This window comes from Alkalinema sp. FACHB-956, assembly GCF_014697025.1.
Taxonomy (GTDB): domain Bacteria; phylum Cyanobacteriota; class Cyanobacteriia; order Leptolyngbyales; family Leptolyngbyaceae; genus Alkalinema.
Genome location: NZ_JACJRC010000002.1, coordinates 53,532 through 67,473, shown reverse-complemented (window position 1 = coordinate 67,473; position 13,942 = coordinate 53,532). Strand labels below are relative to the sequence as shown.

Genomic DNA, 13,942 nt, shown 5'->3' with positions numbered 1-13,942 from the left:
TTGACTTGTTCTGGTTGTCGAATCCCATTTTGAATCAGGTTCATGAACTATGTTGTCTCAACTGACCATTCCGCAAAAACATAATCGCCCTGCGGCCCTAGATCATCAACATCTCTATGCAGCAGGCTTACAGCAGGTGCAGCAACTAGCACAGCGGATTTGGACGGACTACAACGTTCACGATCCTGGAATCACGACCTTAGAATTATTGTGTTATGCCCTCACGGATTTGAGTTATCGCGCATCTTTCCCGATCGCGGATATCCTAGCCAGTGATCCTGCGCTCAATCATGACACTTTTTTCACTGCACGACAAATTCTGCCTAACCGCGCCCTAACCGTTTTAGACTACCGGAAGTTGCTGATTGATTTACCCGGCGTCAAAAATGCTTGGATCAACCCTACAACCATTACCTATTACGCCAACCTCGTTCAAAAGCAGCTTCAGTATGGCCCTTCAGAGATCGATCGAACCCTTCCTGTAAACTTAGCAGGCTTATATCAAGTCACGATCGAGTACATGGATGGGATTAATACCAATGCTGAAAAAGAGGCTATTCAGGAAGCAGTTTGGCAATGCTTACAGGCCAATCGAAATCTTTGTGAGGATTTCATTGCATTAGAAGAAATTACAACACAGAATTTTCTACTATGTGCCGAACTCGAACTCACACCGGATGCGGATGTCGCCAAAGTGAATGCGGAAATTTGGTTCCAAGTCCAGCAGTATCTTGCCCCCGGCGTGAGAAACTATCGCCTGAGTGAAATGCTATCCCGCAAAAAGACCGACGGTACACCCTATACGATCGATGAAATCTTCGATGGCCCTGCATTAAATTGCGGTTTTATTGATGATGGGGAATTAGCCCAAGCGGAACTACGCACAGAAATTCGTCTCTCGGATGTGATTAGCATCGTGATGGATATTCCAGGAGTACAGGCGGTGCGGGACATTGTAATCAATCCTGCTGGAACGGAGGTGCCGCTGGCAACGAAATGGGTGGTTCCCGTTGCAGCCCAGCACAAAGCTCTACTCGATCGCGATCAGTCTCGGCTGGTCTTTTACAAACGGCAGATGCCCGTAGTGACCAACCGTGATCGCGTGAATCGTCTCTATACCGAGCTGACGCAAGCAGTGACGGTGAAGGCCGAAGCCATTACCCTCGACGATTTACCGATTCCTCCAGGCAATCCCCGCAGCCTCGATCGCTATTACTCCTTTCAGAACCATTTCCCAGCGATTTATGGTTTGAGTCAGGAGGGTTTACCCAGCAATGCAGATTCAACCCGCAAAGCGTTGGCCTACCAGTTAAAAGCCTATTTACTCTTTTTCGATCAAATCATGGCCAACTATTTCGCCCAGTTGCACCATGTGAAGGATTTATTTTCGATCGATCCGGAATTACGCCGTACCTATTTCTATCAAGTGGTCGATTCTTTTTCAAATTACCAAACCATTTATCATACGACAGAAGATCGTGATCCCGTTGAAGTCATTCGCACGCTGCAAACCCAGCAGGACGACCAGGAGCAGCGTTCAGGGTTCGATCGTCGCAATCGATTTTTAGATCACTTAATTGCCCGTTTTGCAGAACAGTTCCATGATCTGGCCTACACGCTGTATTCAGCCTTTGGTACCAGTCCAGAGAGTTTGATTCGTTATAAGTGTGACTTTTTAAAGCATTACCCGGAAATCAGTCGTGAGAGATCGCTGGCCTACAACTATACGCTACAAGGGGAAGGTGATTTATGGAATAGCGAAAATGTATCTGGCCTAGAGAAGCGTCTAGCCAAGCTTTTAGGAATTCAAAATTACAAACGCCGGAATTTAGGAGACATTGCCTACGACATTTACGCTGAAATTGACAGTACTCCTGAAAATGAATTCCGTTTTCGCATTCGCAACCGGGATACCTTAGCCATTATCCTCAGCAGTAGTCGCAACTATGAAACGCAGGTGCTTGCCCGACAAGCCATGGAACGGGCGATTAAGTTTGCATTGTCCCCGGCAAATTACGATCGAAAAATCAGCAGCAACGCCAAGCATTATTTCAATGTGATTGATGATGCAGGCGAAGTCGTGGCACGGCGTATTGAGTATTTTGACACAGAAGATCAGATGAATCAGGCGATCGATGAAGTGCTGCACTATCTCCAGGTCAATTACAGCGATGAAGGGATGTATTTGATTGAGAATATTCTGCTCCGACCCGAGGAAGAAACTGATCCGTTTTTACCGATTTGTGTAGATAGCAATTGTACCGACTGTGCCGAAGCCGATCCCTATTCCTATCGCATTCATATTATTTTGCCTGATTACGGGAGTCGCTTTAGTGATATGGCCTTTCGGCGCTTTGCAGAGCAGGTGATTCGGGAAGAAACTCCGGCCCATATTCTGCCCAAAATCTGCTGGATTAGTGCGGAAAACATGGCGATTTTTGAAAAGCTATACTATGACTGGATTCATCTCAAAGCGGGTGTGAATAACACGCAGCGATCGGAAAAACTGAAGAACTGGATTGAGCATTTATTCGCTGTGAAGAATGTTTATCCCCCACGACGGTTACGGGACTGTGATGGTGAAGAGAATCAACCCAAATTCATTTTAGGACGGAGTAATTTAGGAACAGGAGAAAATTTAAAACCGGATACATAAACGTCCCATAGATTGCCATTTGCTGAGAGAAGATTCGAACCTGACCCAGCGGAAAACGAACACGACAGATTCACACGACAGATTCACACGACAGATCCAGACCCCAGATCCACAGGAGCGATGGCCATGACCGACACCCTTCAGTTGCTGAAACAAATTACCACAGGCTATAGCGTTTTTGAGCCTGACCAAGTTCTGACGGAAAAACAGCTCAACAGTCTTTCCGATTACTTTGATGATCAAACGCGGCTGACGCGGCTATTTGGCTTGGGTGTCGGCATTGCTGCGGGTTTACGGGTTACAGTCCAGGAGAATCAGGTCATTGTCACGAAAGGGGTAGGACTGACGACCGACGGGGATTTGCTGTATTTAGCCCAGGACACAGTGTTCGATCGCATCCAGCCCTACGATGCCTCCAAACCAAAATATGCACCGTTCTACATCGAAAATACGATGATTACGGTCTATGAATTGCTGCCCCACAGCCCTGAAACCCCTGACGGAACTTCTCTCAAGGATTTTAGTTTTCCTACAGGGACGAGTTTAAATACACTCGTAGCATTGCTGTTAATGGAAAGCTACGAAAAAGATGATGATCTCTGTTCTGGCACCGATTGCGATAATTTAGGTAAAGATCGCCTCAATACACCCCGATTACTGTTAGTTGATCAATCCGCTCTCAAAACCCTACAGCCAGATATTCCCACACCCCACCAAGCATTTTCACAACTGGATGACGTTACCGTCGATCGAGTCACCATTCCGACCAATCTCAGTACCTTAAGTGAGCTGGCTCAACGTTATCGCACGACTTGTAATACCATTCACGATCGACTAGTTGCAGCATTGGGCAAAATTTATCCCAATTGTTCAGCGTTTATCTCTGAAATCTTTCCCAGTGATCCGGCCCCCACCTGGGTTACAAAGCTCAACAACCTGAGAAATCGCACTTTTGGCGGTAATAACTCGTTTGGAATTCAGTATTACTATGACTTTCTGAAGGATGTTTCGGAAACCTATACCCAATTTCGCGATCGGCTCTGGGACGATCAAACTTGGTGTTGTCCGAATCCCGATAGTTTCCCAAAACATTTATTATTGGGTAATTTAATTCCTGGAGAAGATCCGGAAGTAAATCGGTTTGGATTTTATCCCTCGCCCATTACCAGTTCCACGATCGATCACCTCAATCAGGCTAAGTTCCTGTTACAAACATTGAATGCGCTGATTGAGAATTTCCAAGTCCCTGCGGCAGGAACAGCCATTCGCATTACACCGAGCCTGTTTGAGGATCAGCCCCTCGCCGATCGGGCCATTCCCTATTACTACGCACCGAACGGGCGCTTTCCCATCCACAGTGCTTGGAATTATCAGCTACACCAGCGTCGCCGCGATGAGTATAACTATTCCTACCATGCCAGCAGTTACCGCGCCAAAGGGGGCGCAGCCAGTCCGCTAACGACACAACTGGGGCGGTTTTCCTTCTTCCGGATTGAGGGGCACTTGGGGCAACCTGTAACGGCAGCGATCGCAGCGATCGAACAGGAAATTGCAGCCCGGAATTTGCCGTTTACGGTGCGTACAGTACTGCTGGGGAGTGAGCGATCGCGGGTGGTCAAGAAGCCGGGAATTCGCTACACCGATCTGCATCGCTTCCACTACGTCCTGCGGCGGGATGCCTTTCACCAATTGGACGAGGTGGGTAAGTTTAGCGATCGGCTTAAGAAAATGGTAGATGCCAATGTAGGCCAGGAGAGCAATGCTTCAACTTTAAGGCAAGCGGCGGAACAGAGCAACAATGTACTTTTAGGGAAAGTAACGACAAGTCGCACCAAACTGAATCGGAGCTATTCCAGTTATGTGGCAGATGCCTCATGGAAAACGGATCTGAGCGATACATTACGGACAGCAGGGGAATACAAATTTAATTTAAGTGATGTGGTGAAAACGGAATTTACTACACCCTTCGATTCAATTCTGAGTCAAACTCATCTGCAATGGTTGGATTGGCTGGATGATTTGATTAAACGCAAGGATGAAAAAGCCGATGACAAGCTACTATTTAAAAATTTTGTCGTTGATCATACCGCGATCGAGCATTTTGGCGGAGTCGTGCGGGGAGGAACCTTTATCCTGGTGCATGACAGTAGCCAAACGGTAGTCGCAGACTTCATGTTGCCCTATTACTGGGAGGATGTGGTGGAAGAAGAAGCCGAGGATTTAACTTGGACAAAACCCACAATTCGACCGGATTGGATTATTGAGAATGGTGTGAAAGTCATCCCTTCACTCAGCACTGTATTTACAGACAAGATTACTGGATTCAAACGGGAATTTGAACCAATTTGGGAAGAAAAATTAAATCTCCAGAAGAATTACTTTGATGTGTTTAAGCAATCCGTCACGTTGATGAGTGATGTAGTTCAGAAGGATTATCTCAAGATTTTCCAAGATTCCGTCACGTTAACCAGTAATGTGATTACGAAGCGAACCACGGACAAAGTGGGTGTGAATTTTGCTGATCCATTACTGGGAGTCAAGGTGAGTGAGACAGAACTGAATCGCCAAAAGGTCGATATTCTCAGACAAAAGGCCCAGCAGCCCGATCTTCCCGCCGATCAACGTAAATTATTTGAACAGCAGGCGAAGGATGCGGAAGTGCTATTGGCCCGATCGATTCAGGATACAACCACCTATATTTCCACCACTGGAGTGGATGTATCCGGTAACAGTGAAGGGTTACAGGCAATGCTGACCGTGTCTGACAGCATGAAATCCATCACCCAAGCAGAGACACTGAAGGGGGTACAGGATAATTTGGTTGGATTGCAAAAACAAACTAAGAACACTGGACTAAAAGTCACGTTGGGCAATTTGTTGCGGTAATACAAAATCAATTTATGATCGCAACACATAACGATCCCCCTAAATCGCCCTTTTCAAGGGGGACTTCCAAGAAATAAGGAGGTGAAATGAATCAGCAGAGTTCCCATAGGATTCGGCGATTACGCTGGGAGGTTTCGACCCACTCCGTCAGTGATGCGTTTACTGTGCACCAACAGTTAGCAGAAGATTGGCAAAACATATTACTTCCCGTGTTGGAGCAGGTGTTCGATCGAGCCTATGGGTCTGATGTATGGGTTCATATTCCAAAGCTACACCTACGGCTTCAGGTGCCACCATCTGAAGCCTTGGGAGAATGGCTGGTGCGAGAGTTCCCAGACTCTCTACGCCAAGCCCTCCAGGAACAATTGACCGATCCCTCGCAGCACCCAGAATTCTCGATCGCAGTCGGCATAGACAGCACGCTAGCCCAGCAGCAATGGTCTAATCCCGATCGCAGTCAATGGGAGAGTCTGTTACAATACCTCCGCACGGGCATTCTACCTTGGTATGCTGCCCAGCCGGACGCGGAAATCGTTGCCCAGGAATTAGGCCAGTTATGTGCAACGCGATCGTCCCAGATGATCGCCCATCTCCAAACCTCCGCAAAATCCCCCGCCTTCTATTTCCGCTGGCTACAATTGCTGCCCGATTCTGATCTTCCCCATCTCATCCAAGTTTTGCTAGAGGGAGTCCCTGAGAATCGTAGAACTGTCGTCCTTGCGTTGGTCAATGCAATTTTAGCGATCGCGCCTTCTTCTCTCGATCGTCATACACGTCTGCATTATCTTTCCGCTAGCTTATCAATTGGATTACAAGTTCCAAGTTCGGTTTCCTTACCGAGTTTTCTACAAATACTAGAAGGCACATTACCTACAATCTCCCAGTCCCAATTCCGCGATTGGATTGCAACCTTACCCATCCCATTTGCTTCAGTTTTATCATTCGATCTAATATTACCCTTAGTAATAGGAGATTCCCAGGTCGCGGATCGGAGCGATCGCGCAACACCGGAATCAACAACACCGCATCTTTCCCAGGAGAGTCCAGCCTTGCTGCTTTCCCCCCTGCAACCTCCCCAGGAAACGGCTGATAGAAACATCACCCTCCCACCCCCCAACTCTCCTACCCCTATCCCTGCTCATAATCCCACCTCACCAGCATTCCCCTGGTTAGTCACACAAGCCGGATTGGTGATCATCCATCCTTTTTTGCCGCAACTATTCAGTCATTTAGCGATCACTCAAGGCAACGAAATTCTCAGTGAGCACCTCCCCCGAGCCGCAGCCCTACTCTATTTCCTTGCCACAAGACGGGATCGAATTTATGAATATGATTTGATGTTGATTAAAATTCTTTTGGGGCTACGTCCTGAAACGTCTCTGTTAGTTGCAGAAGGATTACTACAACCGCACGATCGTAGCGAAGCCATTACATTACTGCAATCGGTTATTGGACACTGGAGTGCCTTAAAAAACACATCCATAGAGGGACTCCAAACCTCCTTTTTACAGCGATCGGCCTTGCTTCGGGAACGCGATCGAGGCTGGTATTTACAACCGGAAAAAGCGGCCTTTGATCTCCTACTCAAGCAACTACCTTGGAGCATTAGTATTATCAAACTTCCCTGGATGGCCCAACCGCTTTATACAGAATGGACGGTGATTTAAAGCCTATGAATTCTAGCCAGCAGAGTCACAATCCAGTATCACCCGATCACCTAGATGGTAATCATGATGATCGGGTTCAACAGCATGCTAATGCCAAATTGATGAATCATAAAAATGCCCAGGATTTGGAACAGGAACTCAATTGGTTCGCTGATGTTTTAAATGCAAGACTGAATCAATATTTCCAACTTGCACCTGACCCATCAGCAAGCATCTCCCAGCCAATTCCAGCCGTCGATCGTCCACCGCCACCGGATCTCAGCCAAAGTCCATCGGCCTATGGGCGATTGATTCGACAATTTGAGCTACTGCCGGAAGAACGGTTGGTCCTGATTCTGGCGTTGATTCCCCATGTACGACCGCAATTGTTAGATGTGTTGTGGAGCAAGAATGAAGCCATCGATCGGGGATTTACAGAATTCGGCGGCATCCAGGGCAATCACCATGGCGGCTTCATCCCCACGGGTGAAACCGCTGCATTTATCCTGGCAGGAGATGATTTAAGTCGCCGATTTGACTTAATGCGTTTATTTGAAGGCGATCGACGGTTTGCCCGCTTGCAAATACTCCATTTGGCTCCGGTGGCGGCGGGGGAACCGTTGCTGAGTGGAGCGTTGGTACTGTCACCGGAATGGTTGCATCGCTTGACCACGGGCGTCGATCGAAAACCTAATTTTAATAGTGAATTTCCCGCCCGTTTAATCGAAACCCATCTGGACTGGGAGGATTTAATTCTGCCTGCTTCTACCTTGGAGCAGTTGGACGAAATTAAACATTGGATTTTGTACGGGCAGGAATTGCTACAAGGGTGGGAAATGCACCATCGCCTGCGACCGGGTTTTACCAGTCTGTTCTATGGCCCACCGGGAACGGGAAAAACATTCTCTGCCTGCTTACTGGGGAAACATTGTGGCTGTGATGTTTACAAAATTGATCTCAGTATGATTGTTTCTAAATACATCGGTGAAACTGAAAAAAACTTAGCGAAAATTTTCGATCTCGCGGAACATAAACAATGGATTTTGTTCTTTGATGAAGCCGATGCCCTCTTTGGCAAACGTACAAAGGTGGATGATTCCCACGATCGCTATGCCAATCAGGAAATTAGTTTTTTGTTACAACGCATTGAGGATTTTAACGGCGTCGTTATTTTAGCCTCTAACCTCAAAGCTAACATTGATGACGCTTTTATTCGCCGCTTTCAATCGATCGTGCATTTCCCCATGCCCAAGGCGGCGGAACGGTTACAAATTTGGCAGAATGCCTTCTCGCCCAAGGCGATTTTAGAAGATAGAATTGAGCTACATCGCATTGCAGAAAAATACGATTTATCGGGGGGCACGATTATGAATGTCGTGCGCTACGTTTCCCTCAAAGCCCTCAGCCGCCACGAACACACTCTTTTATTAACGGATTTAGAAGAAGGCATTCGTCGAGAATTAGTCAAAGAAGGCAGAACGCTATAACCCCCACTCCCCAACCCCCATTCCCCTCAGGAGTACCCTATCCGTGGAAACGGCTCGCCACAAAACTGCTACTAGATCGGTCTCCCCTCAGCCGAAACCCGCTGCTGCCCCTCAGATTCAGCGTCGGGTAACCAGTGGAGCCGCAAAGGTGCAATGCCAGTCGGCGATGAAGGTGTCTTCGCCCCAGGATGCTGCTGAGAAAGAAGCCGATCGTACCGCGCAGAAAATTATGCGCATGGCGGTACCGGAAAGTTCCATTTCCTACGTTCGCACGGAGAAAGGCGGCGTTTTTCGACAAGTTAAGCCGGAGGAAAGGGAGAAAGATAAAAAAATTCAACGATCACTCCAGTCACCCTATATCCAGCGCTTTGCCAATACGGGCATTTTCACCCAGCGCAATCTAGACGATCGGATTCAGCGCAAAGCAGAAGGTCAACCCAATGTCGCCTCAAATGTCGCCGCAGAAATTCAAGCCAGCACGGCCACGGGAGCGCCCCTACCGCTGACGGTACGGCGATTTATGGAACCGCGTTTCCAGGCCAATTTTAGCCCGGTCAAAATTCACACGGGCGATCGAGCGGCCAAACTGAATCGGCAACTCAACGCCCAAGCCTTCACCGTCGGCAACCAAATCTTTTTTGGCAAGGACAAATTTAAGCCCGATAGCCAGGAAGGAAAGGAACTCATCGCCCACGAATTGACCCACACGATTCAGCAGGGGGCCGCTATTCAGCGCCGGGAAGAAGTTTCGGTGACGCCAGTTTCGGTGACGCAGCAGGCTCCTGTGCAGGTGCAACGACTGGGCCTCAGTGATGCGCTGGATTACTTTGCGGATAAGGCCAATCTGATTCCCGGCTTCCGGATGTTTACGATTATTTTGGGGGTGAACCCCATTAACATGAGTCGGGTGGAACGCAGTGCGGCCAATATTCTGCGGGCGATCGTCGAATTCATTCCCGGGGGTGGCCTGATTACCCGAGCATTAGACAACTATGGTGTCTTTGAAAAAGTAGGTGCCTGGATTGAGCAACAAATTACAACGCTGGGTTTGGTGGGGAGCGCCTTCAAACAAGCGATTAGTGATTTCTTAGACTCCCTCAGTTGGACGGATATTTTCGACCTGGGGGGCGTGTGGAATCGGGCTAAACGCATCTTTACCGATCCCATCGATCGCATTATCAATTTTGCTAAAGGGCTGATTACAGGCATTCTCAAATTCATCAAAGAGGCAATTCTCAAGCCCCTGGCAGCACTGGCCCAAGGCACCCGTGGCTATGACTTACTCAAAGCCATTCTTGGCGAAGATCCGGTTACCGGCGAACCCGTCCCCCGCAATGCTGATACCCTAATTGGCGGTTTCATGAAGCTGATTGGGCAAGAAGAGGTTTGGGAAAACATCAAAAAAGGAAATGCCATTGCCCGTGCCTGGGCGTGGTTCCAAGGTGCACTGGCAGGCTTGTTAGGATTTGTCCGATCGATTCCCCGCAGAGTTATTGAGATCATCACTTCCCTGACCATTCAGGATGTGGTCAGCATTACCGGAGTGTTCAGCAAAGTTGTCGGTGCCCTTGCCAATATTGCGGGTGAGTTCATCAGTTGGGGCCTCAAGCAGGTCATTAGTCTACTAGAAATCCTATTCTCGGTTGTTGCACCGGGTGTGATGCCCTACATCAAGAAAGCTCAAGCAGCTTTCTTGACCATTCTGAAAAATCCGATCGGCTTTGTTGGCAATTTAGTTCGGGCTGGAAAACTGGGCTTCCAGATGTTTGCTAATAACATTCTGACGCACCTGAAAACCGCTCTGATCAAATGGTTAGTAGGCCCCCTTGCTGAAGCTGGTGTTTATATTCCCCAGTCTTTCAGTTTGATCGAAATTGTCAAATTAGTGTTGTCGGTCTTGGGATTAACGTGGCAAAACATCCGGAGCAAATTGGTCAAAATTATTCCTGAGCCAGTCCTGGTGGGTCTCGAAAAAACGGCTGGCATCTTAGTCACATTAGTCAAAGATGGGCCAGCCGCAGCTTGGGAACAGATTAAGGCCGAACTCACGGAATTAAAAGACCAACTGATTGCTCAAGTCACTGAGATGATCTCGATCGAGGTTGTGAAAGCAGCCATTATGAAACTGGTGAGTATGCTGAACCCTGCGGGTGCAGTCGTCCAAGCAATCATTGCGATTTACAACACAGTTACGTTCTTCATCGAAAAAATCAATCAAATTGCTGCCGTTGTTGCTTCGTTTATTGATTCTGTTTCTGCCATTGCGGGTGGACAAGTTGCCAACGCTGCGAAGCGAGTGGAACAAACCATGGCTAATACATTAGTTGTGGTAATTGCTTTCCTAGCTAAGTTCGCAGGATTAGGCAATATTCCCAGCAAGCTCGTCGGAATTGTCAAAAAAATTCGTCAACCTATTGATAAAGGGCTGGACAAAATTGTCGGTTGGCTTGGCAAAATGCTGGAGAAGGCAAAACTGACCATCAAGAGCATTCTCAACTGGTGGCAGGCGAAAAAACAATTCACGGATGAAGGAGGAGGCTCACACTCGGTATACTTCCAGGGAGAAGGAAAGAGTGCTCGTCTCTTTGTTGCATCCACGCCCCAAGCAATTCAGGCTTTCCTTGCTTCTGTTCGGCCCAAAACTCAACAAGCTGGTAATGAACGTTATCAACCCTTCTTCAGAACTGCTGAGTATCTTGTTGGACAGATTGATACACTGAGTACCGAACTCAAAAACTTACCTGATGCTCATCCTCAACAGGAAGTGAAGTCCAAGCAGCTGACTGAAAAACTTGAGTTGCTGTGTGCTAAGCCTCTAAAGGTACTGATGGTTCTGGAAAGTGCCAGTGCCCCGTCTACATCGCCCGTCACGCCTGCTCAGCGGGTTGCAATTACAGCGATTCCAGGTGGGTTAGACCAACTGAATAAGCTAGATGCTATTGTTGCAGGAGGTGGACAACCCGCTAAAATTAATGCCGAGATGGCCGTGATTAAGGCGGTGCTTGATACTGTTGCCCAAGGTTTAAAGGTACAGTATATAGGTCTTGAGCTATATAAAAGGGGAGAAACAGAAGCTCTGACGGAGATTGATATACTAACTGGGAATGAAATGATTGAAGTGAAAACTGGTGATTATAGTAAAGAACGTAAACTATCTGGTAGAGATCAAAATCAATTTACAAACCTTAAACGGTTCTTTGACAAGAAAGTTGTAGTTATTGATGTTTATGGAAGAGTCATCAAGCCACCTACGAAATTTGTGTATCAGTTTACTCTGCCAATTAGCAAAGACCTTAAGAAATGGCTGACAGAGAAAGGTGTTTCAGACGTAAGGGCCACAGTAATTTAATTATGACAAGTTATATTGACACTGTTTTGATACTTGGAGAATCCGTAGAAGCTGCTGTCATTTTCAATCAGCTTAGTGCTTGCTTTAAGGAAAGCAATGTCCAATTTTTGACAGATACACTGGTTGTATTTAATGATTTGAATGATCAAGATAAGGAGTCGGAGGTTGTCTCGTCAGAAAATCAAGCTATCAAAAAATTGCTTGCATGGCCTGTACTGGGAGGAATAGAATATGCTTTTTCAAGATGTAAACTCTCTGTTTTTTTCTGGGGGATTCGCAACTATTATGTAGATGCTATTACGATTTCCTTAACGACTAGTTCCTATTTAAAGGATTCTCAAATGCAGATCAATTACAATCAACTAATTCATAAAATTCACCAGTCTCTTCAGGCAAAAAGAACTGTATCAGATTATGAGTTGTTATCTCCTAACTCATTCTGGCTTGAAGAACTCCATAGAATTAGAAATAATATTTTTGAGGGACAATATCGCTTAGATTTGAGATGAGAGGAGTGCTATTTTAGGATTCTTTAGATTCAATGTTCTAGTTCAGGTAAGGTGACTCGTATCGTTGTGCCTTGGTTGACTTGGCTCTCTACTTGGATCGTGCCGTGGTGGTTATCCACGATCGCCTGGGCGATCGCTAAGCCCAAGCCTGTTCCCCCCGATGCCTTCGATCGAGCTGGGTCAACGCGGTAAAATCGATCGAACAATTGTGGCAACGCTTCTTCCGGAATGCCGATTCCTGTATCAATCACATTCACTTGATAGACCGAATGATTATTGCGTTTACTCGTTTGCAACTCTACTGTGACGTTACCTGACTTTGGTGTGTACTGGATAGCATTGCTGACTAGGTTAGTAAACAATCGCGATAATTGATCTCGATCGCCCTGAATAGAAGCATTTTCTACCGATGGCTTCAGATCTAACTGAATTCCCTTTTCCTCCGCCACCATCCATTGTTCTTCCACCACTTCTTCCAGCAAATCCCGCAGGTCGATCGTGCCCCACTGCGGCTGCACCATCCCACTATCCTGCCGAGCCAGGAAAAGCAAATCATCCACCAACTTCCCTAAACGGCGTGTTAAACGTTCTACCACTTGCAAATGATAACGCTGGGCTTGCGGATCGGGTTCCGCATCGGCCAATGCCACTTGCACATTGGTTTGAATCACCGCGATCGGATTGCGCAACTCATGGGAAGCATCGGCGGTAAATTGCTTCAAACGCTGGTAGGATTCCCGAATCGGTTGCATAGCAAGACCAGACAGTAACCAGCCCACACTCGCCACGATCGCAATCAGCCCGCTCAGCCCCAACACCAAATCAAAAAACAATTGCCGCGTCGGTTTCGTCACTTCAAACCAGGGATGACTGACCCGCAAATAGCCCAACACCTGCCGCCCAAACTCAATCCGCTCCGTCACCTGTCGCAACAGATGGGATTCATCCAAATGCACCGTCTCACCATTACTGTAAACATGCAACGGCACCCCGATCGGGTCTGAAAAGGTAGACCACATCAACTCCCCCGTTGGACTAAACCACTCCAAATCAATGTGGTCGTCCTCCTGCACCAAAAAATTATCCCGAAAACTCGCTTCAACGTTGACTTGTAAAGCGCGCGATCGGGGTTCGGCGGGTTCAATCACCAGCGATCGTTGCACCACCTCCACCACATGGCTCAACGTATCGTCAATCCGCTCAATTAACGTACTGCGAACATAAAAATAAAATCCCATCGCAAACGCAAGCAACAACACCGCCGTTACCGTGGTGTACCAAATTGCCAATCGCCGACGGGTTGCCTGAAACATCGCACTAATTAAAATCCCCCCTTATTGAGGGGGGCTAGGGGAATCAACTTTTACGCAATTTTTACGCAATCAACCAAATCATTGGCTTCAGTTTTC

Annotated in this window: 7 protein-coding genes; 6 read left to right on the top strand and 1 reads right to left on the bottom strand. The window is 47.3% G+C overall.

Annotation, left to right across the window (positions count from 1 at the left end; translation table 11 throughout):
* The first annotated feature begins 49 nt into the window (after positions 1-49).
* From H6G21_RS03690 to H6G21_RS03665, 6 genes are all read left to right on the top strand, one after another.
* On the top strand, positions 50-2,656 hold the full coding sequence (locus H6G21_RS03690; protein ID WP_190570668.1) for a diguanylate cyclase: 2,607 nt from the start codon (positions 50-52) through the stop codon (positions 2,654-2,656).
* Between the two features lie 126 nt (positions 2,657-2,782).
* Positions 2,783-5,542 (top strand): hypothetical protein, encoded by a 2,760-nt coding sequence (locus tag H6G21_RS03685; RefSeq protein WP_190570666.1) that lies wholly within the window; start codon positions 2,783-2,785, stop codon positions 5,540-5,542.
* Between the two features lie 86 nt (positions 5,543-5,628).
* Positions 5,629-7,209 (top strand): contractile injection system tape measure protein, encoded by a 1,581-nt coding sequence (locus tag H6G21_RS03680; protein ID WP_190570664.1) that lies wholly within the window; start codon positions 5,629-5,631, stop codon positions 7,207-7,209.
* Between the two features lie 101 nt (positions 7,210-7,310).
* Positions 7,311-8,675 (top strand): ATP-binding protein, encoded by a 1,365-nt coding sequence (locus tag H6G21_RS03675; protein ID WP_190570662.1) that lies wholly within the window; start codon positions 7,311-7,313, stop codon positions 8,673-8,675.
* A 43-nt stretch (positions 8,676-8,718) separates the two neighbouring features.
* Positions 8,719-12,024, top strand: coding sequence for a DUF4157 domain-containing protein (locus H6G21_RS03670; RefSeq protein ID WP_347277971.1), 3,306 nt, complete (start codon positions 8,719-8,721; stop codon positions 12,022-12,024).
* A 2-nt stretch (positions 12,025-12,026) separates the two neighbouring features.
* On the top strand, positions 12,027-12,533 hold the full coding sequence (locus H6G21_RS03665; RefSeq protein ID WP_190570659.1) for a hypothetical protein: 507 nt from the start codon (positions 12,027-12,029) through the stop codon (positions 12,531-12,533).
* 29 nt (positions 12,534-12,562) lie between these two features.
* Here the strand turns inward: H6G21_RS03665 and H6G21_RS03660 are convergent, their stop codons facing one another.
* Positions 12,563-13,846 (bottom strand): ATP-binding protein, encoded by a 1,284-nt coding sequence (locus tag H6G21_RS03660; protein ID WP_190570656.1) that lies wholly within the window; start codon positions 13,844-13,846, stop codon positions 12,563-12,565.
* Positions 13,847-13,942: the final 96 nt, after the last annotated feature.

What these genes read in the sequence shown, in the direction of transcription:
- H6G21_RS03665 (WP_190570659.1), top strand. Translation starts at nt 12,027, where the DNA reads ATGACAAGTTATATTGACACTGTTTTGATACTTGGAGAATCCGTAGAA.
- H6G21_RS03675 (WP_190570662.1), top strand. Translation starts at nt 7,311, where the DNA reads ATGAATCATAAAAATGCCCAGGATTTGGAACAGGAACTCAATTGGTTC.
- H6G21_RS03690 (WP_190570668.1), top strand. Translation starts at nt 50, where the DNA reads ATGTTGTCTCAACTGACCATTCCGCAAAAACATAATCGCCCTGCGGCC.
- H6G21_RS03660 (WP_190570656.1), bottom strand. Translation starts at nt 13,846, where the DNA reads ATGTTTCAGGCAACCCGTCGGCGATTGGCAATTTGGTACACCACGGTA.
- H6G21_RS03680 (WP_190570664.1), top strand. Translation starts at nt 5,629, where the DNA reads ATGAATCAGCAGAGTTCCCATAGGATTCGGCGATTACGCTGGGAGGTT.
- H6G21_RS03685 (WP_190570666.1), top strand. Translation starts at nt 2,783, where the DNA reads ATGACCGACACCCTTCAGTTGCTGAAACAAATTACCACAGGCTATAGC.